Origin of the sequence: Nicoletella semolina, assembly GCF_004345745.1 — a bacterium.
Lineage (GTDB): Bacteria > Pseudomonadota > Gammaproteobacteria > Enterobacterales > Pasteurellaceae > Nicoletella > Nicoletella semolina.
The window spans coordinates 70,235-90,937 of the sequence record NZ_SLXJ01000002.1 but is presented as its reverse complement, the minus strand read 5'-3'; the positions used below and the strand labels follow the sequence as shown (position 1 = coordinate 90,937).

Here is a 20,703-nt window from a genome sequence, read left to right as displayed (position 1 = left end):
TTCTCCTGGTTTAAATAATAAAAGGAAATAATTTCCAACTATAATTTCTATATTCTAGATATTCATTTCCAAAATTTCTTACTAAAAGATCTTCCTCCTTCTCTATTCTCTTAAGAGCTAATATAAAAAATAAAATAAATATAAATATAGCAAAAACTATGTTAATCATTAAAGAAAATCCAAAAAGTATAAATAGCGTTCCCGTATAGGCTGGGTGGCGAATATATTTGAAAATTCTATCCTTTATTAATTTATGATCTTTTTCAACTCTGATTGAGTGAGAAAAATAATAACCTAAATATATTTTAGATAAACTTCTTAACCAACTACCAATAGAAATAAATAATAATGAAATAAATAAACTTACCCCACCAACACCATACTTGCTTACAATACATATTATAAAAGAATAAATAACAGCTATAACAAATGCACTTATGATCCCTTTATCTTTTATATGTTTAGAATAAAAACAATCTGTTTCCTTTAAGAAAGCCAATTCATTAACTACAGCCAAAAAAGGAATAATATAATAGTATAGATACTCATGCTTATATAAATAAGAAAAACAAAAAGAAAGTATTAAAGGAGTTACAAATGACAAAATTAAAATAGTTTTATATTTATTCATAATTTTTCCCCCACTCCTTTTGATTGAAATAAAATTCACTAGATTTAATACCCTCCTCTATCTCCCATTTTCTGATAAACAAATCAAGAAATCTTTCTTTAGGAAGTGAGGAAAATTTCATTTTATTTCTAAGTAAAGAAAATATACTTAAAAAATTAAATATTATTTTCATATTTCTTAATGAAATAAACCTTGTTTTTTTTCCATTAATTTTATTTATATACACTATAAAATCATTTATATTAAATTTATTCGTACTTAATAAATATTTCAAAGACAATCTATTATCTTCAAATAAACTACTATCTATACACATTTCTATATATTTGGCTACATCAACATTTGAAATACAATGCCAACTAGGCAGTTTAGATTTTACACCAAATAAAATATTCATTTTTGACAAAATCGTTAATGGAATAAAGTTTTTATCATTTTTTCCAGTAACAACTGGCAATCTAATTATTTCACCACAAAACAATCCACTTTTAATCAGGATATCTTCTGCTCTTAATTTATCAATAGAATAAAAATCATCATAATTATTAGGATTAAATACCTTTATAGAGCTAAGATAAATTAATTTATATTTTTTATGGGAAATATTTAAAGAATTAACCAATTTATGAGCTAATAATGTATTATTCTGAACAGAAGATGATTTTAATTTTGCCAAACCAATACCGGCACAATTAATAATTATAGGATCACAAACTTCTTTTATTTTATGTCTCCATACATCATCACCAATATCACAACATAAGAATCTATCATCTCCTACATTACTCCTTGAATGTCTGATAACATTATACTTACCTGTAGCATCTAAGTAATTAGAGACTTCTTTCCCTATAAATCCAGTCGCCCCTAAAATTATTATATTAAGCTTCATGACTCCATACCTCTATGGTAAAACATCCTTTCTTATATATATCTATTTTTTTATATTTTTTATCTTCTAATACTTTTTTTAGAAAAAATAATAGCATTCCATGAGAGACAATAATAGCATTGTCTTTCTCTAATATTGAGGAAATTATATTTCCGCATTTATTATATATTTCTACTTTATTTTTCATGTAGAATAAGCATAACCATTTTATTCTTGAAATCAAGAACCAACTAGTAAGATTCATTTTAATAAATGGGATTCTCATAATTTTCATTTCTATTTCATCTAAATCATTAGTAATAAATGGCTCATGATCTACATCTAACATTTTTAATATTTGACGACACGTTAATATAGCTCTACTCTTAGAAGAACATAAAATATCTAGCTTTTTATTAAATTCGATATTTCTTCTAATTAACTCTATATTAATCTCATTAATCATGATTTTTTTTACTAAATCATAATCTATTAATCTTGATATTGCCTCTTTGTAGCCACATTTACCGTAGTCTATATTAGGGGTTGCATGTCTTACCATAAGTATAGCCATAAACTATCCTAGATATATTATTGAAATAATAAAATTACCAATAAAGAATAAAAAAGGGGTATCCCATGTATGCGGAGATTTAGCTTCAGTAATAGTCATAAAAATAGGATATATTATTAATCCAACCCATTTATATAAACTATCATTAAAATAAGGCATATAAAAAATATATATTATTAATGAAAAAAAGAATACTACTAAACTTCCTTCATAACTTCTAAAATAATCTCGATTAACTAGAATTCCTTTTACATTATATTTATGCTTTCCAAATCTAACTCCAATAGGCTCAGCTAAGCCATCTCCTATAGTCGTCGTCAATATTGTAATATACATTAATTCTAATGGTATATTGTACATGGTCCATATATACCCAAATATTCCAAGAATAAAAAGCCAATTGTAAATACCTACACCTATTTCTAAATAAATTTGACAAACTAAGAAAAAACAAAATTGTTGATATTGCTACAATGATTATCTTTTCATAACCATCGTGAATATTAAATAAATAATAAACTAGCCCTGGAAATATAAACATTGAAAAATGTCCTATTTTTCTAGTATAATTAATCTTTACATTGTACTTAATTGCAATTCTACCTAAGAAAGAACAAAGCAGCCAATAAAGGAAAAGTAATGTAAAAATAGAATAAGCTAAATAGATATACATTATTATAGAAATCCCTTAATCTTCAACATTCTGAGTTCTTCACATAATTTTTTTATATCTTTTTTCAAATGATTATAAGATATAGTTATTCTTATTCTAGTTTTATTCTTTTCTACATATGGTGGAATAAATAGCGATGATAAAATTCCTTTCTCTATTAGATAATTATTTGCTTCAATAGCTTTCTCTGGGCTATTAAATACAATAGGAATTATATAAGACTTAGAGTATAATTTATTTATACCTAAACTATCTAACATATCGTGAGCATATTTAACTATAGAGTCCAATTTATTCCTCCGATTTCTTCCTTCTACTTCATTGATTTTTAGAGACATATATGAAGCTGCAGCTACTCCTGGTGAAACGGCTCTCGATGCATTATATGTAGAGCTATTTAATTTTATCTTTTTAGCAAGAATAGGATCTCTAACTATGCAAAACCCTCCTGTAGAACCATATGCCTTACTCATTGTTCCGACTAATATATCTATGCTATTTATACAATTTTCTTTTTCAGCAAGACCTAAACCATTCTCTCCAAGAGCACCTACGCCGTGAGCATCATCTATATATAAATAAATATTTCCATATAATTCTTTTAATTTTGAAAGTGTTTTTATATCACAAAAATCACCATCAGCAGAAAAAACACCATCAGATATAATTAATATAGTTTTATCTTTATTATTTTTTATAATTTTTTCTAAGAACTCTAAATTATTATGTGGGTATACCCGAAAAGGTTTTTTACTTATAGCTACCGCATTATATAGTGATACATGGCTCAGTTTGTCCATCACAATAAGATCAACTTCTTTTGCAATAACAGGAATTACACCTATATTGGCTTGATATGAAGTAGTGTATATAATCCCTTCATCTACGCCATATATTCTAGCTAATTCATTTTCTAGCATTTCGTGATACTTAGTATATCCACAGAAAACCATCGGGCCACTAATATTTGTCCCATATTCTTTAATCGCCTCTATAGCCGCTTTTTTCATCTTGCTATTATTTGATAATCCTAAATAATCACAAGAAGAAAAATTTAATTTAATAGTACCATCCTCTAAAAATAAGACTCTATCTGTATGAGATCTTATTCTAGGAAAGAATTTTGGTATTTTTTTAAGTGATTTTTTATAATATACCTCAAAAATATTCATAATCATTCCTCTTAATTTTAGACATTGTATTTAATTTCATATATTCTGTAGCTTCTAAGTTTTGAATTACCATTTCTAGTAAATTTCTTCATAGTATTTATGATTTGCTTATTATCTTCTAACATCCATCCTATACTATACATAGAAACACCTCTACTAATAGATGTTTTAGATAAATGAGATATCAGAGCAATAGAAAGACCTTTATTTTTATATAGATTAAGGACTCCAGCCATAAAAGCTCTCCCCATACCTTCACAATATTGCATCATCGTAAAACCTATAATATTATTATCTTTCTTTGCAATCATCCCTAGAATATTTGGTATGCTTTCAGCAGCTACTAATATTAATTCTGAAGTAATTCCACTGAATCCCCAATTATCTTTCCAAATCTGATTATAAGCCTCTGCAAGTTCTAAACTATTTTTCTTTATTTTATCTTTATCTATTAACTCGAATTTACAATCTGTAATTCTCCTTAAAAATTTACTATCTAGTGATGTTAAAATTAAGTCATATTTATTATATTTATATAAAATTTCAACAATATCTTTTCTTTTTACCGCACCATAATTCTCCAATGCTAAAATAGTCTTTAAATTGTTATCTGGCATCCCATAAGTATATATGTTGTCATCAAAAATACGATACCCTCTAGGAATTAAGATAGAATTGTGTATTGGTCCAACAATATGATCTAAATTGAAACCTTGACTTCTAATTTCTTTAAATATGCTACTAAATAATAACGATATAGAATCCTCTTTTAAATCGCTTATTAATAGTGAGAAAGTAAGGTTTCCAATATTTTTTATTTTTTCTTTCTTATAAAGATGAACAATACAAAAAGATATAATTTTATCGTTTTTGTAAATGGAGATGGGCAAAACATAGTCTGCATTACTTTGCTCTATATGCTGGTTAATGAGCTTAGTTAATTCAGATTGAGATAACTTCTTATAGAATTGTTGATTATATAAACAAAGCAATGAACTCATCTCTAATTCCGTCGCTACAGTATGACAATCATATCTATACATATTTTTCTCCAGCACTGAAAAACCAAAAAGCAATAAGCGATCAAAAAACAACCAATTAGAAACCTATCATATTAATGAAATTTTTGCAAGGAAAAATTATAAAATAATTTGATTTGTATTGAATTAGCAGCTATATCCGCCTATAAAATTAGAGTAACCCATTGTAAAATAAAGAAATTTACACATAAAAGCTAGTTTTTTGTGCTTAAAGTGACACCCCGTTCCACAGTAAATTTATTGGAAATTAACCCTAATTCTGAAGCCTTGTTTTATTACAAAATCAAGGAAGTGATCAGCTACAAGATGCCAATGAAGTTTTTACTGATGGAATCAAACTTGATGGAAATTATTTTGGTATGTTGAAACGAGAAGGAAAAGTTTATACGGTTGTTGAAAACAACAAGACCAATACCTTACTCCCTGTAATTACAAAGAAAATTATGCCTGATAGAGTTGTTAATGCAGCCACAAATAATTTTATTTACAAAAACACAAGCCCTTTGGCCCTTTTGAGTGAGTCCTTTCCCCTTGGAAAGATTCCCCTTAAATTAAATCCCTTAGGGGATTTCCCTTATGCCTTTTCCTTTTTGAGGTTTTCGTGCGATTGTTTGACTTATACGCTCAAGTTGCTCCAATATGTCTGCCGTTTTAGGCGAAATGTACCATAACACCTGTTTTATATTATTAAATACGTTGATAAGATCAATCTTACTTTCATCGAAAATTGGCTCATGGTGACAAATTCTATTCCTTAGATAACGCACTCTGCTTGTTATGTTATGTATCTCATTCACTATTAAATCACGTTCATTAGGGGAGGAAATACAAGCATTAGGGAATGCTTTATTAAAATGACTTATCCATCTCTCTCGATGAGTTCGTGATAACATATTTTCCCAAAATATAAAGTTAAGCTCTGCCACAACTTTTCCTGGCGAAATCTCATTAGTATCTATTCTTAATGGCTGTAAGCGTCCATTGGTGAAATGGAATTCGTAGGTTTTGTGTGAAGACAACTTATTTACAATTCGGAGCAATTCTTCTCTTGTTGCAGGTTTTAATGCTCGAATAAAGTTATCATTTAAAATACTATGTGCCCTATAACTAGGTTCTAGCGCATTAATAATGGCATTTCGTAATGCTACTTCATATAGGCTAATCACTTCCAAAAGTGCGGCACTTATTTGTATGTTCCAAATATAGAGTTCATATGCCTGCATATCTTTTAATGAAAGGTCGTCTTCATCTTTGAAGTAAGACAGATACGTTTCTATTCTTGCTTGGGATAATAGAGTGTGAAGCTCACTAATTTTAAATGCCATAATTTTAAGCCATATTAATTAACACATTGACAACGATATCATTGAAGTATAGCATATAGGAAGACTTAGGGACTGTGAAGATAGCGATCATTGATTAGCTGGACCCCCCTTTGCAAAAGAGATAGCCCCAATTGATGAAATTGGGGTTTATTTTTATTCATCAATTTCTGCTTCCAATCCTTCTTCCTCTATAATCACTTCTTCCCATTCATCTTCTGATAAAAACTGCCAATAGTTACAAATCCAACCATCTTCAAATTTTTCCCATAAGCCTGCATAGTTATACGCTGTCACTTCAGGATCAGCGTGGCAAATTTGGCTCGCTTGAATTTGAGCATTGGCCCAACTTGAAAAAAGAAGGGGTATAACGATAATCAAAGCTCTCATTGTTATGTGATCTCATTCCTCCTGTTCCAGTATATTTATCCTAAATGACTTTTCCTCTCCTAAATTCTCTGAAATTTCAAAACAATTAATTCTCCTAAAATCCCCTGATATTTTGCAAAATAGTGACCGTCATTAGGGTATACCTCAATGACACTGGCAAAAATCCAGTAAATGCCCCCGTCATTTAGACTGAAAATGGGGTTCAATAACAGGGTCATAAAAAAATGACCTTAATGAAGGTATGTTGAGTATTTTATGTTCGCACGAATCTATATGAGAGTCTCCACCGAAGAGCAAGATCTACAACGGCAAGAAAAGCTGATCGATGATACAAAACGTAAAGGCTTTTATGTGGCAGCCGTATATCGTGAAAAAATTTCAGGCACGACGGAATGGGAAAAACGCCCAGAACTTTCGCGGTTAATTAGTGATTTGCAACAAAACGATGTCGTGATTGCAGAAAGTATCGACCGTTTAACACGATTAGAACCGAAAAAAGCCCTTGAGTTAATTAATGCCATACAATCAAAAGGGGCAAAAATTCAGGTTCCTGAGGTATTTGATTTTGATACCGTGTCACAAAGCCTCGGTACAAGTGCAGAGGTTTTTGACCCTAAATTTTTAATGTCAGACCTCTTCTCAGCAATGCAAAATATGTTTCTAAAACTCGCCGTCAGTGTGGCGCACAATGATTTCCAAAAACGAAAAGAACGACAACATCAGGGAATTGCTCTTGCTCGAAAGCAACGAAAATATCGAGGGCGGCAACCCAATATCGCATTGCACCACGCCATTATTGAACAGCGAAAAAATGGGACATCCATTAAAGAGACCGCGGCAATCCTTAATACAAGTGAAAGTACAGTATTGAGAGTTTGGCGAAAATATAAGGCTTAATATAATTAAAAAACAATAATAAGGAATATCATGGAGCACAACATTTTAAAACTTAATTCGAAATTTACTCAAAATAGTCCTATTAATATTCGTTTTAATAACTATTTAGAAGAACACCTTGATAGCATCACCAGCTCTATATTGGTGATTATTTCTGGAAAAATTGCAACAGGAAAATCAACTCTCTTAAGCAAAATAGCAAAACTCAAAAGCGTAGTTTTGATTAATTCACTACTTGACTTAAATAATAAAGCCCCTAATCTAAATGACAAGGATATTTTAGGTCTCGATGTTTCAAACTTTCAAGAATTGAATATCATCATAAAGCAATTAGAAACCTTAAGAAATCCAATTATTATCACTACTATCGACTACATTTACCTTGAGTCACTAACAAACTGGCAAGCATTTATTAATAGCAGAAAAAAACTGACTAAGATGAGAAATGCACCAATTCATTTGCACCTAACTAGAAACCAGATTTCTGCACACCTATTATTTTAGGATAAAAGGCTAAAAATAATTATTTATTTCTTTATGATATTAAATTGATCGAAGACGCAAAACAAAAAGGATTTTATGTGGTTGCGGTTTATCGTGAAAAAATTTCAGGCACAACGGAATGGGAAAAACGCCCAGAACTTGCAAGATTGATTGGGGATTTACAACAAAATGATGTCGTGATTGCTGAGAGTATAGATCGTTTAACACGATTAGAGCCGAAAAAAGCTCTTGAGTTGATTGATGCCATACAATCGAAAGGAGCAAAAATTCAAGTCCCCGAAGTCTTTGATATGAATACCCTCTCACAAAGTATTGGGGGACAAGCTAGCGTATTTGATCCTCACTTTTTGATGTCTGATTTATTTTCAGCACTGCAAAATATGTTTTTTAAGCTCGCGGTCAGTGTTGCCTATAACGATTATCAAAAACGTAAAGAGCGACAGCATCAAGGTATTGCCCTTGCTCGAAAGCAACGAAAATACCGTGGTCGGCAACCTAACATTGAGCTACATAACGCCATCATTGAACAGCGTAAAAATGGCACGACTATCAAAAAGACTGCGGCGATCCTTAATACAAGTGAAAGTACGGTATTACGGGTTTGGCGAAAATATAAAACTTAATATAATTAAAAACGGTAATGAGGAATATCATGAACCATAACATTTTAAAACTGAATGCGACATTTACTCAAAATAGTCCTATTAAATAAAGATGCACATAGGAAAAAACAAAATGAACGAAAAACAAGAATTAATAAAGTATCTATTTGAGTTTACTGAATTTTCTAACTACTTAAGGAAATTCTTAAAAGAAAGAGAACGGAAAATTAGACAGAATAGTAATATCCTAATTTATATATGTTCTGGCTTTCTTATGTGCAGTTTATTTTTTGCTTTATATTGTGCCTTTACACAGACAGGATTTATAAATTTATTATTCTGTTTTCTATGCATGATATTCGCATTTTATTGTAGAGATAATGTTATAGATTTTACTTTTAAATTTAGAAATGAGATCAAAACGGCAACGATAACAACCGCTCCAAATTTTGGATTGTTAATGCATAATTCAACCTACTTCAACAGATGTATATCTAAATTACTACAAAAGAAATCAGACAACAAAGTACTTGTAACAGCACTATTGGACACATTGGATAATATTGAATACATGCTTAGAAAGCAGTAAGTCTATATACCAATCTAATGTATTTGACATTGCCGTAATAGTAAAAAGCACTCATTATTGAGTGCTTTTGTTCTATCAGTAAAAAATCACTTCATCTTCATCAAGTACTTCTTCCTCTTCCAAAATGGCTGGGAAAAACGATGGCTTTAATGTCGATTTAGTTTCAATCCGTTCTTCAGCATCGACAATATCTGCCTCTACTTTATTTTGAATATCACTGAGTGCCCATTTTGATGACCAATCCCCCATAACATACGCTAACATATAGATACAGATACGTTGTTCATCACATAAGGTATCCCCTACAACGACACAAGCGGGAATGTGCAGAAGTGATAGTTGTATATAACACATCATCGCAGCTGTGAAATCAACATCTTGGCAATGCACGCAAAACTGTTTTTGAGGGTTAAATCCATATTCATACAGTGTATTAACACAACCGATCACCATAACACCTGATCCACAGCAAGGCTCCGAAAGAGTAATATATCCTTTGCTCTTTATAGTACTATCACAACCTTGTAATACCACTTTATCCCCATTGGGAAAAAGTGCGGTGAAATTTAACCGCACTTTTAAAGGTTGAAAGAAAGAGGTGCATCATTAAATGATGCCACTCCGTATAGTTTACGCTGCTTCAGGATAGTAATGTTCATATTGTTTTTGAACATCAAGTGTCTCAAGCATATATTCACAGGCTTTGCGGGCAAATCCTGAGGCTTTGAGAATGGCACGATTATCCTCTTTCAAAATCTTGAGCCAACTTTGAATATAGGCGGCATTTTGTGGAACTTGATTAAACCCAAGATGTGCACATAAAAATGCCCCGCCCATTTCAGCAATTAGCTCTTCAAAGGCATAGATTTTGTTGCCAAATTTGGCTTTACCTGAGGCAATACCTTCTCGATTTAAACGCGAGGCGTGCCCTGTGGCGTGCGTCATTTCATGCAAAAGTACACTGTAAAAATCCTGCTCTGAATGGAATTGCTTCATTTCAGGCATCACGATTTTATCGGCATTCGGTCGATAAAAAGCGTTAGGGCTTGGCCCGATATTAACCGTTAGCGACATACCGTCGATAATTTTGCGAATATCTGCGTAAATCTGGTATTGGGTCAGCTCAGCATCTACTGCACGTTCTTGCGTTTTATCAAACATTGCTTTCGGCAAACCGTCGCATTGTTCGATGTTGAAAACAGGATAACGTTTTAAAATGGCAAACTGCTCCATTTCAGGGTTGCCCTCTTCATCACAAATCGGGTTACCTTCGTCATCACATTTTTCACGCTCAATCGGGCAATAACTGGCGACAATAGTGGCTTTCTCACCTTTACGCACATAGCCACCTAATTTGTTAGCGGCCCGTGCGGTGATCCATTTACATTGTCGATAGCCATTTTCTGCGCCAGCAATCCATAAAAGTAAGATATTTATTCCTTGATAGTATCGTCCTGACACGGCATTGCAAGGTATGCCTAAATTGCCCTCTGGGTTATCCCAAGGTTTTAGCCAAGGAACCGTGCCAGCTTCAAGTGCGGTGATAATTCTATCAGTAATTTCTTGATAAATATCTTTTTTCTGTGTTGAATTTTTCATTGTGGTTCTCCTAAATAAAAAGGGGAACCACTCCACAATCGGAGAATGTTCCCCGATTGGGTTGAAAAGAAAGTCAATTTATTGAGACTGACGTAATTGCGTTAAGCCTGCCAGCTTGTGTGCAAAAGTTCTCGCTTCACGAATGGCATCAAGGATTAAATAACGTTGATTGCCACCGTAAGTGGTATCCTCACTCAAGTAAGTACACCAACCTAATGAACTTTCGCCCATTTGAATGTCGAGTGCTTTGTGATAGACCGTAGCACTTAAATCAACGATTTTCATGCCATTCAAAATGGCTTCGCAAAATTGATTGGTATCCTCATAGCCAAAATCTTCTGAGCTAAAATAGCCATAATGAAAAGGCACGGGTTCAACCGTAAATTCAATGCGATACTGCTTAGTATTAATGGTGCGACGTTTTTCTTCTGGTTCAATATACATTGATTCCAACAAACGATACCCAAGACGTTCCAGTATTGTTGAGGTGTCTTTAATGTATTCGCCCAAATCCGCAATAAAGTTGTCCCAGATTTCTCTGAATATAGCTTTATCTTTGTTGCGAATATCTCGAAAGCAGAACGCTTCTTCCGCTGGACGCGTATCAAGGCTCATCGTATTACAATGGGAATAGCGATAACCGAAATGATTACGCGTAATGTCAAGCACATTGAAATACTCATTCGCCCCAATATATTCGGCAATAAATGCAAATCGGCGATAGGCTTTCTCTGTTTGTTCAGGATAAATGTGTTTATACAGATTAATCCAATCATCAGAATAAAGCCGACCATAAAAGGCAACGCCATCGCCTTGGCTATAAGAAAGCGAACTTTCAATCGTTAATTCACTTGGAAAGCCAGCTTCAACCAATTTATTGTCAAAATAAGTGTGTAAAATATTCATTATGTTTCTCCAAAATAAAAAGGGGAAACACATTTCCTCAAGGGAAACGTTTTCCCCTAAGGATAGGAATATCTTATCGTGATACGATTAAGATAGGTGTTGAAAGGTTAATTCGATTTGTTTTCGGGATCTTTGTCAGCAAGTGCTTCATCTTCTGAAAACTCTGCTTTAATTAAATCCCAATTCGCCCAATATAAAAGCCCAACAAACGTGCCTATAAAGAGCGTTGACAAACCGAGTATAACAAAGAGTGGCCAGTTCATTTTTTCTCTCCTTGCGTATGTTTTGACTTAATATCTGTATAATAAGCACAAAGATGACCTATTATCCAAGTAACTGCACCAAAAAGAAAGAGAAAAATCCCTTCAAGAACAGAAACGTTGTCTGAAGATAAAACCGTTCCTACAAGTCCAAGTCCCATCAGGTAAGCCCCTTTGCGTAAATCACCACTTAAGCGTAATAACGTTACTGTCTGTAAATGATGGAATAATGCCTTTAGCTTGGCTTTCATCTTGTTCGCCCTCCTGAAACCAACAAGGTATTTTCGTCTTTTTGAGTCACCTCTAAAAAACGAAAATGTGAACCATTCTGAGCAGGCATTTTTTGTAAAAATCGCACCGCACTTTCTTGTGGTTGGCGAGCAGCCCAAACAGCCTTAGCTTGCTGAATAACTTCATCAATCAAGGCTTGCTGGGGTTTCGTATCAAGATGCTGATATTTCGGCATATAATCTCCAATTGCCGAGAGTAAAATTTGCACTCTCATTGTGTTTCTCCTTAAAAATAGTGGGGAAACACAACCTCCTTGTGGGAAGCAATGTGTTTCCCCAAAGGACGTAGCAAGGTTATCTAAACGTTAGTTTAGTAATACCAAAATAAGATAGCTGCGGACACGGCTCCCATTAATAAGCCAATTAAGCTCATTGAGAGAACGACTTTTAAATGACGCCGCTTAAGTTTTTCGATTTCTTCGCAATAGGAAATTTCCTGTTGCTGTTGCAACATTTCGTGAAAGGCTTCTTGCTCAGCCAAACGTCGCTGAACATCATCTTCAATACTATGATGAACCGCTTGGCTCACGCCTGATAATTTGTTGCGTGCAAAAACCACGGCTTTGCCTAAACCCCGCCCTAAAACGTAGGAAAAAGATTTTTTGGCTTTTTCAGGTTGTTGAGATGATCCAAACGGATCGAAAGGAAGTGAATTGCTCATAATGCATTCTCCATTGAAGTTAAACATAGGTTCAAGGAGAAATGCCCTGCAGGGACAGTTTTCCCTGAACAGGTGAGATAAAAGACACATTCACAGTGTAATCACTGAAACCTCTTTCAGAATGCTGAGGTTATTTCGGCAATGAACACAACTACCACCGCGGGCTAGTCCGTTGCTATTTCAGGTGTTCTGCAACGTTTTAAGGGCTACCAAGGTAGCTGACTTAATGCCCTTATCATACAAAATTCACTTCCATAAAAAAATCCTTTTTTGCTGTTTCTTTGCACAATAATTGTTTTTATTTCAAAGAGAATTAATTATTCAGTTCATTTTGGAAGTTCGCTAAGGTTGGGCTATTTCTCTTTCATTTGGTAAAAGGTCATGATAAAGCGAACGCTCCTTGTATGTTTAGGCATCAGCATAGCGGCTTGGGCTGAACTTCCAAGCGAAGTCAATATCACGGTTTTCAGCACGCAAGCCTACCCCATTCAAAATGCCCAACTGGCTCAGCATCTTTACCATATCGACCGTGTCGAACAATGGGAAGATGCGCTTAGCCAAACCTTAAGTAGCAATCCCACACAAGCGGAAAGTCAAGCGAAAGCTTTCTTTCAACGTCCTGATAGCCAACCCCAAATCCGTGAATTACAACAGGCTTATCAAGGCGTGATTATCGGCTGGCAAATGGGTATTCGCAAAGTGCCTGCAGTGTTATTTGACAGCCCGCAATTTGGTCAAGCGGTGGTTTATGGGGTAAATGATGTGCAACAGGCAATAACACTTTGGGAACAATGGATACAGCAAAAAGGGGAGAAATAAGATGATAAAAAAATGCCCTCAAAAACTGACCGCACTTTGTACCGCACTTGCCTTTACGACAACGGTACAAGGTGAGATCAATACCGCAACCATTATGGCATCAAGTGCTTCAACTAGCTGCTTAGAATACAAGGTGGTAGGGACCTGTTTTTGGCTCTTCTGCACTTATTTTGGCTGCAAAGTTCGCACCTCAACAAAAGTACGCCACTTTTTACCTGAAATGGTGATTTCAGCCTATAACCACGATGGGCAAAATCCGTGGTCAGAAATGAATGTGATGTCTCAAGGGGTCAAAGGCGGTGAGTATCGCTCTCCACAAAAAAATTACAGCCAGTTTAACTTTAAAAACGCAACTGCCATTGGGCATCCACAAGGCGCTATATCCAGTATGTTAAATAATACTGGCTACTACTGTCAAAGCCAGACGACCTCTTTTATGCCTTATTTCCTAAGCAGCCTAGACTATTTTGCTTGGACAAAAAATTTACCTGAAATGTTCTATCCGGAAGCATTCACACCGGGAATGCGAGAAGTGCGTTCTAGTGCTGAGATGTGGGGAAATATTTTCCCTCGTAGCGGTGCTGTTACTCAAGTTCATGATTACAAGGCTTCAGCGGTTATTGCACAGCGTGTTGCAGATATTGTTACTCGTATGGGGCAATTACATATTTATCAACCTGCGGCCAGAACGGGCGGTGCAGGTACTTGGTATCCAAAGCCGGTAAAAGAAGGCAATGCTAAAAACCACAAATGGCAACAACTCTTCCCTGAAACGCAACAATCGTGTAGCGCATTCCCCGATACCCCGCCCACAATGTTATCTGAAAAAGGGAATTATGCCTGGGCATTATGGCGTCCTTATAAATGCTGTAAACGTCGCGGCCAAACCTTTCTCTATAGTATTGATTGGTACAACGATAACGAAGAAAAGGAAATACAATGAAACAACTCAATAAAGTGAGTATTGCAGTCCTTTTAGCACTCAGTACTTCATCCATTTACGCTGATGACTCACTGTTAGATAAAGTTCAATTTAATAAATCAGACTCTGTCTTATCAGACCAAATTTACTATCAAATCGGCGGTGGTTCAGGCTATATGACGCCACCTACTCGCGCAAAATCGCTAAAAGCGATTGAGTTTGGGATTGGTTGGAAAGCTAACTTAATGTGCGGTAATTTTGATATTAAGACAACAGTAAAAAACCAATTAAATGGCCTGACAGAAGGCTTTAAAGATTTAATGGGCAATGTTATTGAATCTGCTAAAGGCGCTGTCGCAAGCTTGCCTGCCATGGTTATCCAGCGTGCCAATCCTCAACTCTATGATCTTCTAACAAATGGAGTTTATCAAGGCCGCATTGACTTCAACCGTCTAAAAACCAGCTGTGAAGCGATGTCTAAACAACTTGCTGACTATACGCTAAATGGTCGCTGGGCAAAATCCGCCGACTTGGAAAACTATAAAGATATCGTAGCGACCGAGCCAGATGCGCAAAAAGCACAAAAGAGCTCAGAAGAGAATAAAGGTAAAAAAGGAAAAGAATGGGTTGGCGGTGAAAAGCGAGGGGGCGAATATCAAAAGCAAATTAAACTCATCGAAGATGTCTCTAAAGCAGGATATAACTTATTACAAAATCGCCAAGCTTTAGATGCCAGCCAACTTACAGGAAAAGCGTGTACGGGAGCTCTCTGTCAAACTTTCGACTCACCACAAAAACTCTCAGAGTTCCTAACAAGAATCATTGGTGAGCAGTCCATCTCCACCTGTACAGCAGATTGCGGTCCCCAAACGAGTTCAAGAGCAGGTACAGGGCTTGGTCCAGCTATTGAAGAAGAAAATATCCAAACCATAGAAAAACTTGAACAAGTGCTAAATATGGATACACCAAGTAAAGAAATATTAGTCGAACTCAGTTCAAATACTATCCCTGTTACCCGGGGGTTAATTGAAGCCTTACGCGAAGATCCTGATGTAGAGGTTCTCAGTCAGCGTTTATCTGCAGAAATTGCCACCGCCAAAGTGATGGAAAAAATGCTATTAGCGCGCCGAGCAATACTTGCGGGAATGCGAGAGCCTTATGTGGCCGCCGATCAAAATGCACAACAGGAGCTAGAAAAAGCCTTAAATAAAATTGATTTAGAAATTTCTCAAGTAAAACTTGAAATGGATATGCAAAAGATGATCACTAGCAATACGGCTTCTGTGGTGATTCAAAACAAACTCAATCGTGAAGCCAATGTAGGTAATCATGGAAATAGCTATGACAGCGTGGACAAACGTGCGAATGATTTAGTTTACGGCACGCCAAATACCGAAGATCATATAGAGGCAAGCGATATTTCCTTACCTCGCCACAATATTGCTCTGGATATTCCTATGACAAACAATACAATATCTTACAGACCACCTTATAATACGGGCAGTCGTCAAGGAGGAAATAATTCAGGTAATTATAAGCCTATCACCCCCATTAGTGGCTCCTCCCTTGATCAAGCAACAGGGTTATTAAGAAAGTTTGAGGGATTCATTGGTAAAGCAGATTGGGACGTCAATGCCCATCGCCTAGGCTACGGCTCAGACACTATTACCAAAGCGGATGGTACAGTGATCAAAGTCCAACCTGGAATGACAGTAACTCGGGAAGATGCGGAACGAGATTTAACACGAAGAACCCAAGAGTTTGCAAATATTGCAAGAAAAAATGTCTCCGCAGCAACTTGGGATAAATTACCCCCAAATGCACAAGCAGCTTTAATCTCAATGGCTTATAATTACGGCTCTCTGACTAAATTAGAATCAGTTGTAAAAGCAGCGAATGTTTCAGCAAATACAGGAGATATGACAGCATTAGCTAACGCAATCAGAAGACGTCAAGTTGATAACGGTGGAATAAATGCTCGACGCCGAAATCAAGAAGCTGATTATGTAATGAATAGAACAAATTAAAAAATAGTCGCATTTTTAATCATTCATTGGTACATTATTAACACACAGACAATAGGAGTTTTTTATGCGTAAATCTCTTTTTTCAAGTATCATTTTAGCTGCCTTTTTTTCTACTACGGCATTTGCGGCAAATAATAGCAATATTATTTTTTCTTGCACAGCAACAGATGGTAAACCCATCATGGTGAAAAAAGTTGGCAATGATTATGAATACAGCTATGGCCAACTTAGCTTTAAAAATCCAATCAAACAAGTTATTGCCAATGAAAACTCTGAAATTTCAGTAGGTTCAGGATTTATTACGAATGTAATGGAACTTAAAAATAACGGAATTTCTTACCGTGTTGGTTTTCTTCAAGGTAGAGGTACCAACACGATTGACAACCCTAGCGTTGACATTTACAAGAATGGGCAATATGACGACTCTATCGAATGTAATGTAAAAAAAGCGATTAAACAAAACTTCGCTTCAACACAGATTCGGCGAACAGGTCTTTAAAAGCAGCATGTAGAAAATAACAACACTAAATAATAAAAGCACATAATTAAATTTGTCTAAATTATGTGCTTTTTACTTTACAATACATTACACATCGCATAGTATATACAAAAATCATATACAAGCAGGAGATTAGTATGAGTATAGTAACCGCAACTATTTTTATGAACAATAAAAGTCAGGCAATTAGAATCCCTAAAACTGCAGAATTGCCCGAAAAAATAAAAAATGTAAATATTATTGTTCAGGGCAATACTCGTATTATCACTCCAATCAATAAAGTTTGGGATAGTTGGTTTAATGATGTGCATACCGTATCAGATGATTTTATGCTTGATAGAGAACAACCACAGATGCAAGAAAGAGAATCGTTCTAATGCTAAAGTATATGCTAGATACTAATATCGCGATTTTTACGATAAAAAACAAACCTGTGCATATGTTACCTCTATTTAATGAAAATCAGACTATGATTTGTATGAGTTCAATAGTCCTAATGGAACTCATCTATGGTGCAGAAAAAAGTGCCAAAGTAGCTCATAACTTATCCGTTATTGAGTCTTTTTGCTCAAGATTGACTATTCTAAATTATGATGAAAGGGCTGCATACCATAGTGGGCAAATAAGAGCAGAATTAGCTAAGCAAGGGCAACCTATTGGTCCATACGATGCTATGATTGCAGGCCATGCAAGAAGTTTAGGCTTAACTATCGTAACAAATAATATTAAAGAGTTTTCAAAAGTAGAAGGGTTAAAAGTTGTTGATTGGACTAAAGAAATATAAATTGTAAATTTCTCTATAGATAGCGTTTAAACCATACAATCAACCTCACCACTTATCATTAACCAAGGAGACATAAATGTTTTTCTTTGCCAAAAAATTAGCCTTATTAGTTATCGGAACTTTTTTACTCATCCCCCTTTCAACTTTTGCTGCAGTAAAAAAATTTAATTATGACAATATATTGATTGAGTCATTGCGTTTAAATAATATCACAGATTTTAAACCACTTGCTGAAGAGTGGCTGCTATATAGTGATAAACCGACTTACCATAAGTATAAGAATGATGAATTTGAATTCCAAGATAAAGTGGAAGAAGCTGGGAAAAAACTGAAAACCTTGGTAGAAAAAGCACCGCTCTCCCCTGAGTTTACGATTTTAGTTGATACTCAATTTGGCGAGTATGATTTTGAAAAAAATCAGTTTACTTATCAACCGTTAATGAATGGTCATTTATATATAGATGGGGGGCTAATTACTCACTATACCAAAACTTTACCAAGACGAATCAATCTTTATGTATCTAACCCAGAAGTAATTGACGGTATTCAAATGCCTAAAGCAGAAGCCAAAAAATTTATACAACACAGAAAAGATCAATTTGGTAATATTAATAGAAACATAGTATTATCTGTAAATATTCAGTTTAATTCTGCCGATGGACTAGACAATTTAACAGGAACGGTTCTCAGTTATACTCTTAAAGATAAAGATAATAAAATTATTTATTCAAAAAAATTAATGGATAACGTCCAATAACGGGAGGCAAAAATGAAAATGACAGGTTTTGCGAAATTCGTTGATAAGACAGAAAATGTGATTAACAAATTTAAATGCTGGCAGGTGTCTAAATGGCTTAAAGCGGTTATCATTCTCGGCATTTCTGTTTTGCTCTTTACATTATTCTACTACTTAACTACACTGATAGTTGTCTTCGCTTTAATTATTGCCTTCGTGTTTCTCCCAAAAGAAGTGAGAAATTTCTTAGGTGAAATACTATCAAATAATGATAACAGCAATAAATATGAGTTTGATTACAGTCTAGATGAAGGGTATAGAGTGGGGCACTCTGGTTACGGTTACTACGATAGTAACGACATAAAACTCCATGATTGATATCTGTAAATTTATCTTATTAAGTTCTAAAAAAGAGCTAATTCGCTCTTTTTTAGATTATTTAGTCTTAGGTTTTAGTAGTTTTGTCCCCTCAGAACCACTAGCTTGAACCTGTTTCGATGAATTAGCAAAATGACTCGCCAAATTTCCTAGCCCTACTCCAGCCCAAGACATTGCCGTAACCCAAACCCCAGGCAAAACCAAAAACATTACCCCTAACACAAAGCTCATAATCACATCATCACGGCTATTTTGGAGAAACGCCCAACTAATTTCTGATTGATGACTAGGGGAATTATACAAAATGCTAATCAGAAACGAATCCAACCAACGTGCTAGCTCCCACCAAAATGACACGGTCACTAATGCAAACTGCACAAACATCAACGTTACAATCGCTTTTAAGGAATACCCACTAAATATAATGACAATCGGCGTTAAAATAATGACTGCCATAATCAGCAAGGCTTGGATCATAGGCAACGCATTACGCATTGCATCAAAACCAGGGTAAGCAGCAAGGCTGCCCGCAGTAATCCCCAATGCGGATACCACAGAAGAAACATTATTGGTTAGCGTAGAATCTAAACTACCGCCGTACCCCTCATAGGCTTTCCCCCTTGAGATATTAATATTTTCAGGGCGTAATAAGGTGCGAAGTAACGCCTCATCTTGAATATTTGCATCAGTAAACAACTCGCCTAATTTCACCGATAGGTTTTGCCGCATATCCGTAAGTAGCATATCTTTTAGCCCCACTTGGCTATCTGCCCACCATTCATCGCAATGAGGGAAACCGCCCTCGCCCGTATTGGGTAATCCCTGATCGCGGTTAGGGTCATAAGCCCAACGTTGCATCGGTTGCATCGCACGATAACGAGGATAAAGTTCACTATTATTCACTAAAATTTTCCCGCCAAGCCAGCTTACCTCTCTAGCTTGTGCGGCATTCATTGCTACTTGGCTATCCAACACTTTACGACGAGCAGGCAAATAACATTGCTGCACAAATTGACGGACTTCGGTCAGCAGTGCGGGGTTGTTAATTTTTTCGTGTTGCACTTCAAAACGGATTTGACGCAAATCAGGCTTACAAGGAATGGTTGAAACCGCACCGTGTAAAATCCCTTTATTCACCGCGTGCATCAAGCCCCACAACAAGGGCACTTTGGCTTGTTTATCGGCAAATTCACTCACCATATTGGCATAACCTGTTCTTTCAGGGGCTAATGGCACTTTATAGCCACAATGCTTCGATTGCTCCACATTGTAAGCCATATTATTGAGCGAAATCGGTAACATTGGGGCAAGGGTGATCACAATCACCAGCATTGCAGGAAAAAATTGCATGCCTAGCCAATCAATCAGCAATTCGCCTTTGTTTCCCTCATCTGCCCCTTGCTTTTTCACCTCTAACCACGTTTTGATCAGTACACCAATTAAAGGAGCAATAAATAAGCCTGTACTGACCAGCAATCCAAATAAACCATTGTTGATTATCCAACCCAATAATGTAAGAAAATATTCAAGATAGCTGTCCACATTAAACGTCATCTT

General features: G+C 35.2%; 27 protein-coding genes and 1 pseudogene. 12 read left to right on the top strand and 16 right to left on the bottom strand.

What is annotated here, in order from left to right; all coding sequences use genetic code 11:
- Positions 1 to 10: 10 nt before the first annotated feature.
- From EV693_RS01815 to EV693_RS01790, 6 genes are all read right to left on the bottom strand, one after another.
- The gene (locus tag EV693_RS01815; RefSeq protein WP_132500689.1) at positions 11 to 631 is read right to left on the bottom strand and encodes a methyltransferase family protein; all 621 of its coding nucleotides are present in this window, start codon (positions 629 to 631) and stop codon (positions 11 to 13) included.
- On the bottom strand, positions 624 to 1,523 hold the full coding sequence (locus tag EV693_RS01810) for an NAD-dependent epimerase/dehydratase family protein (protein WP_132500688.1): 900 nt from the start codon (positions 1,521 to 1,523) through the stop codon (positions 624 to 626). Before EV693_RS01810 ends, EV693_RS01815 begins: the two co-directional genes overlap by 8 nt.
- Positions 1,513 to 2,076, bottom strand: a complete 564-nt coding sequence (locus EV693_RS01805; protein ID WP_132500687.1) for a hypothetical protein — start codon at positions 2,074 to 2,076, stop codon at positions 1,513 to 1,515. The genes EV693_RS01810 and EV693_RS01805 overlap by 11 nt, the downstream gene beginning before the upstream one ends.
- 3 nt (positions 2,077 to 2,079) lie before the next feature.
- On the bottom strand, positions 2,080 to 2,412 hold the full coding sequence (locus EV693_RS01800) for a hypothetical protein (RefSeq protein WP_207906464.1): 333 nt from the start codon (positions 2,410 to 2,412) through the stop codon (positions 2,080 to 2,082).
- Between the two features lie 339 nt (positions 2,413 to 2,751).
- Positions 2,752 to 3,921, bottom strand: coding sequence for an aminotransferase class I/II-fold pyridoxal phosphate-dependent enzyme (locus EV693_RS01795; RefSeq protein ID WP_165904861.1), 1,170 nt, complete (start codon positions 3,919 to 3,921; stop codon positions 2,752 to 2,754).
- A gap of 17 nt (positions 3,922 to 3,938) precedes the next feature.
- Positions 3,939 to 4,964 (bottom strand): hypothetical protein, encoded by a 1,026-nt coding sequence (locus EV693_RS01790; protein ID WP_132500684.1) that lies wholly within the window; start codon positions 4,962 to 4,964, stop codon positions 3,939 to 3,941.
- A 201-nt stretch (positions 4,965 to 5,165) separates the two neighbouring features.
- On the opposite strand from EV693_RS01790, the pseudogene EV693_RS09585 reads away from it, so the two are divergent.
- A pseudogene (locus tag EV693_RS09585) lies at positions 5,166 to 5,434 on the top strand (IS1595 family transposase); the annotation flags it as partial.
- 87 nt (positions 5,435 to 5,521) lie between these two features.
- On the opposite strand, the gene EV693_RS01785 reads toward EV693_RS09585, so the two are convergent.
- Both EV693_RS01785 and EV693_RS01780 read right to left on the bottom strand, forming a co-directional pair.
- Positions 5,522 to 6,286 carry an Abi family protein gene (locus EV693_RS01785; protein WP_132500683.1) on the bottom strand — a complete coding sequence of 255 codons (765 nt, stop codon included), beginning with the start codon at positions 6,284 to 6,286 and terminating at the stop codon, positions 5,522 to 5,524.
- Between the two features lie 153 nt (positions 6,287 to 6,439).
- On the bottom strand, positions 6,440 to 6,673 hold the full coding sequence (locus tag EV693_RS01780; RefSeq protein WP_132500682.1) for a hypothetical protein: 234 nt from the start codon (positions 6,671 to 6,673) through the stop codon (positions 6,440 to 6,442).
- Positions 6,674 to 6,946: 273 nt separating this feature from the next.
- On the opposite strand from EV693_RS01780, the gene EV693_RS01775 reads away from it, so the two are divergent.
- From EV693_RS01775 to EV693_RS01765, 3 genes are read left to right on the top strand one after another with little or no spacing between them, the layout of a single operon-like run.
- On the top strand, positions 6,947 to 7,570 hold the full coding sequence (locus EV693_RS01775; RefSeq protein ID WP_207906463.1) for a recombinase family protein: 624 nt from the start codon (positions 6,947 to 6,949) through the stop codon (positions 7,568 to 7,570).
- Positions 7,571 to 7,600: 30 nt separating this feature from the next.
- Entirely contained in the window at positions 7,601 to 8,074 is a 474-nt protein-coding gene (locus EV693_RS01770) for a hypothetical protein (protein WP_132500680.1), read from the top strand.
- Between the two features lie 44 nt (positions 8,075 to 8,118).
- Positions 8,119 to 8,697, top strand: coding sequence for a recombinase family protein (locus EV693_RS01765; protein WP_132500679.1), 579 nt, complete (start codon positions 8,119 to 8,121; stop codon positions 8,695 to 8,697).
- A 643-nt stretch (positions 8,698 to 9,340) separates the two neighbouring features.
- Here the strand turns inward: EV693_RS01765 and EV693_RS01760 are convergent.
- From EV693_RS01760 to EV693_RS01735, 7 genes are all read right to left on the bottom strand, one after another.
- Positions 9,341 to 9,799: an N-6 DNA methylase gene (locus EV693_RS01760; protein ID WP_132500678.1), complete on the bottom strand. Its 459-nt coding sequence runs from the start codon at positions 9,797 to 9,799 to the stop codon at positions 9,341 to 9,343.
- A 96-nt stretch (positions 9,800 to 9,895) separates the two neighbouring features.
- Positions 9,896 to 10,864: an ArdC family protein gene (locus EV693_RS01755; protein WP_132500677.1), complete on the bottom strand. Its 969-nt coding sequence runs from the start codon at positions 10,862 to 10,864 to the stop codon at positions 9,896 to 9,898.
- Positions 10,865 to 10,942: 78 nt separating this feature from the next.
- Positions 10,943 to 11,770, bottom strand: a complete 828-nt coding sequence (locus EV693_RS01750; RefSeq protein WP_132500676.1) for a hypothetical protein — start codon at positions 11,768 to 11,770, stop codon at positions 10,943 to 10,945.
- A gap of 107 nt (positions 11,771 to 11,877) precedes the next feature.
- Complete coding sequence (locus tag EV693_RS09460) at positions 11,878 to 12,033, bottom strand: hypothetical protein (RefSeq protein WP_156127753.1); 156 nt, start codon at positions 12,031 to 12,033, stop codon at positions 11,878 to 11,880.
- A complete protein-coding gene (locus tag EV693_RS01745; protein ID WP_132500675.1) occupies positions 12,030 to 12,281 on the bottom strand; it encodes a hypothetical protein in 252 nt (83 codons plus the stop codon). The genes EV693_RS09460 and EV693_RS01745 overlap by 4 nt, the downstream gene beginning before the upstream one ends.
- Positions 12,278 to 12,535: a hypothetical protein gene (locus tag EV693_RS01740; RefSeq protein ID WP_103854629.1), complete on the bottom strand. Its 258-nt coding sequence runs from the start codon at positions 12,533 to 12,535 to the stop codon at positions 12,278 to 12,280. The genes EV693_RS01745 and EV693_RS01740 overlap by 4 nt, the downstream gene beginning before the upstream one ends.
- A gap of 95 nt (positions 12,536 to 12,630) precedes the next feature.
- Positions 12,631 to 12,981 (bottom strand): hypothetical protein, encoded by a 351-nt coding sequence (locus tag EV693_RS01735; RefSeq protein ID WP_035686545.1) that lies wholly within the window; start codon positions 12,979 to 12,981, stop codon positions 12,631 to 12,633.
- Positions 12,982 to 13,362: 381 nt separating this feature from the next.
- On the opposite strand from EV693_RS01735, the gene EV693_RS01730 reads away from it, so the two are divergent.
- From EV693_RS01730 to EV693_RS01695, 8 genes are all read left to right on the top strand, one after another.
- Complete coding sequence (locus EV693_RS01730) at positions 13,363 to 13,800, top strand: TIGR03757 family integrating conjugative element protein (protein WP_110478398.1); 438 nt, start codon at positions 13,363 to 13,365, stop codon at positions 13,798 to 13,800.
- 1 nt (position 13,801) lies between these two features.
- Entirely contained in the window at positions 13,802 to 14,743 is a 942-nt protein-coding gene (locus EV693_RS01725) for a TIGR03756 family integrating conjugative element protein (RefSeq protein WP_132500674.1), read from the top strand.
- Positions 14,740 to 16,749 carry an integrating conjugative element protein gene (locus tag EV693_RS01720; protein ID WP_132500673.1) on the top strand — a complete coding sequence of 670 codons (2,010 nt, stop codon included), beginning with the start codon at positions 14,740 to 14,742 and terminating at the stop codon, positions 16,747 to 16,749. Before EV693_RS01725 ends, EV693_RS01720 begins: the two co-directional genes overlap by 4 nt.
- A 64-nt stretch (positions 16,750 to 16,813) precedes the next feature.
- Positions 16,814 to 17,248 carry a hypothetical protein gene (locus tag EV693_RS01715; protein WP_207906462.1) on the top strand — a complete coding sequence of 145 codons (435 nt, stop codon included), beginning with the start codon at positions 16,814 to 16,816 and terminating at the stop codon, positions 17,246 to 17,248.
- Between the two features lie 137 nt (positions 17,249 to 17,385).
- Positions 17,386 to 17,625, top strand: coding sequence for a type II toxin-antitoxin system VapB family antitoxin (gene vapB / locus EV693_RS01710; RefSeq protein ID WP_132500672.1), 240 nt, complete (start codon positions 17,386 to 17,388; stop codon positions 17,623 to 17,625).
- Positions 17,625 to 18,032: a type II toxin-antitoxin system tRNA(fMet)-specific endonuclease VapC gene (vapC, locus tag EV693_RS01705; RefSeq protein ID WP_132500671.1), complete on the top strand. Its 408-nt coding sequence runs from the start codon at positions 17,625 to 17,627 to the stop codon at positions 18,030 to 18,032. Before vapB ends, vapC begins: the two co-directional genes overlap by 1 nt.
- Before the next feature lie 76 nt (positions 18,033 to 18,108).
- Positions 18,109 to 18,789 carry a DUF4852 domain-containing protein gene (locus EV693_RS01700; RefSeq protein WP_132500670.1) on the top strand — a complete coding sequence of 227 codons (681 nt, stop codon included), beginning with the start codon at positions 18,109 to 18,111 and terminating at the stop codon, positions 18,787 to 18,789.
- 12 nt (positions 18,790 to 18,801) lie between these two features.
- On the top strand, positions 18,802 to 19,146 hold the full coding sequence (locus EV693_RS01695; RefSeq protein ID WP_110478403.1) for a hypothetical protein: 345 nt from the start codon (positions 18,802 to 18,804) through the stop codon (positions 19,144 to 19,146).
- 57 nt (positions 19,147 to 19,203) lie between these two features.
- Here the strand turns inward: EV693_RS01695 and EV693_RS01690 are convergent, their stop codons facing one another.
- Positions 19,204 to 20,700, bottom strand: coding sequence for a conjugal transfer protein TraG N-terminal domain-containing protein (locus EV693_RS01690; protein WP_132500669.1), 1,497 nt, complete (start codon positions 20,698 to 20,700; stop codon positions 19,204 to 19,206).
- Between the last annotated feature and the right edge of the window lie 3 nt (positions 20,701 to 20,703).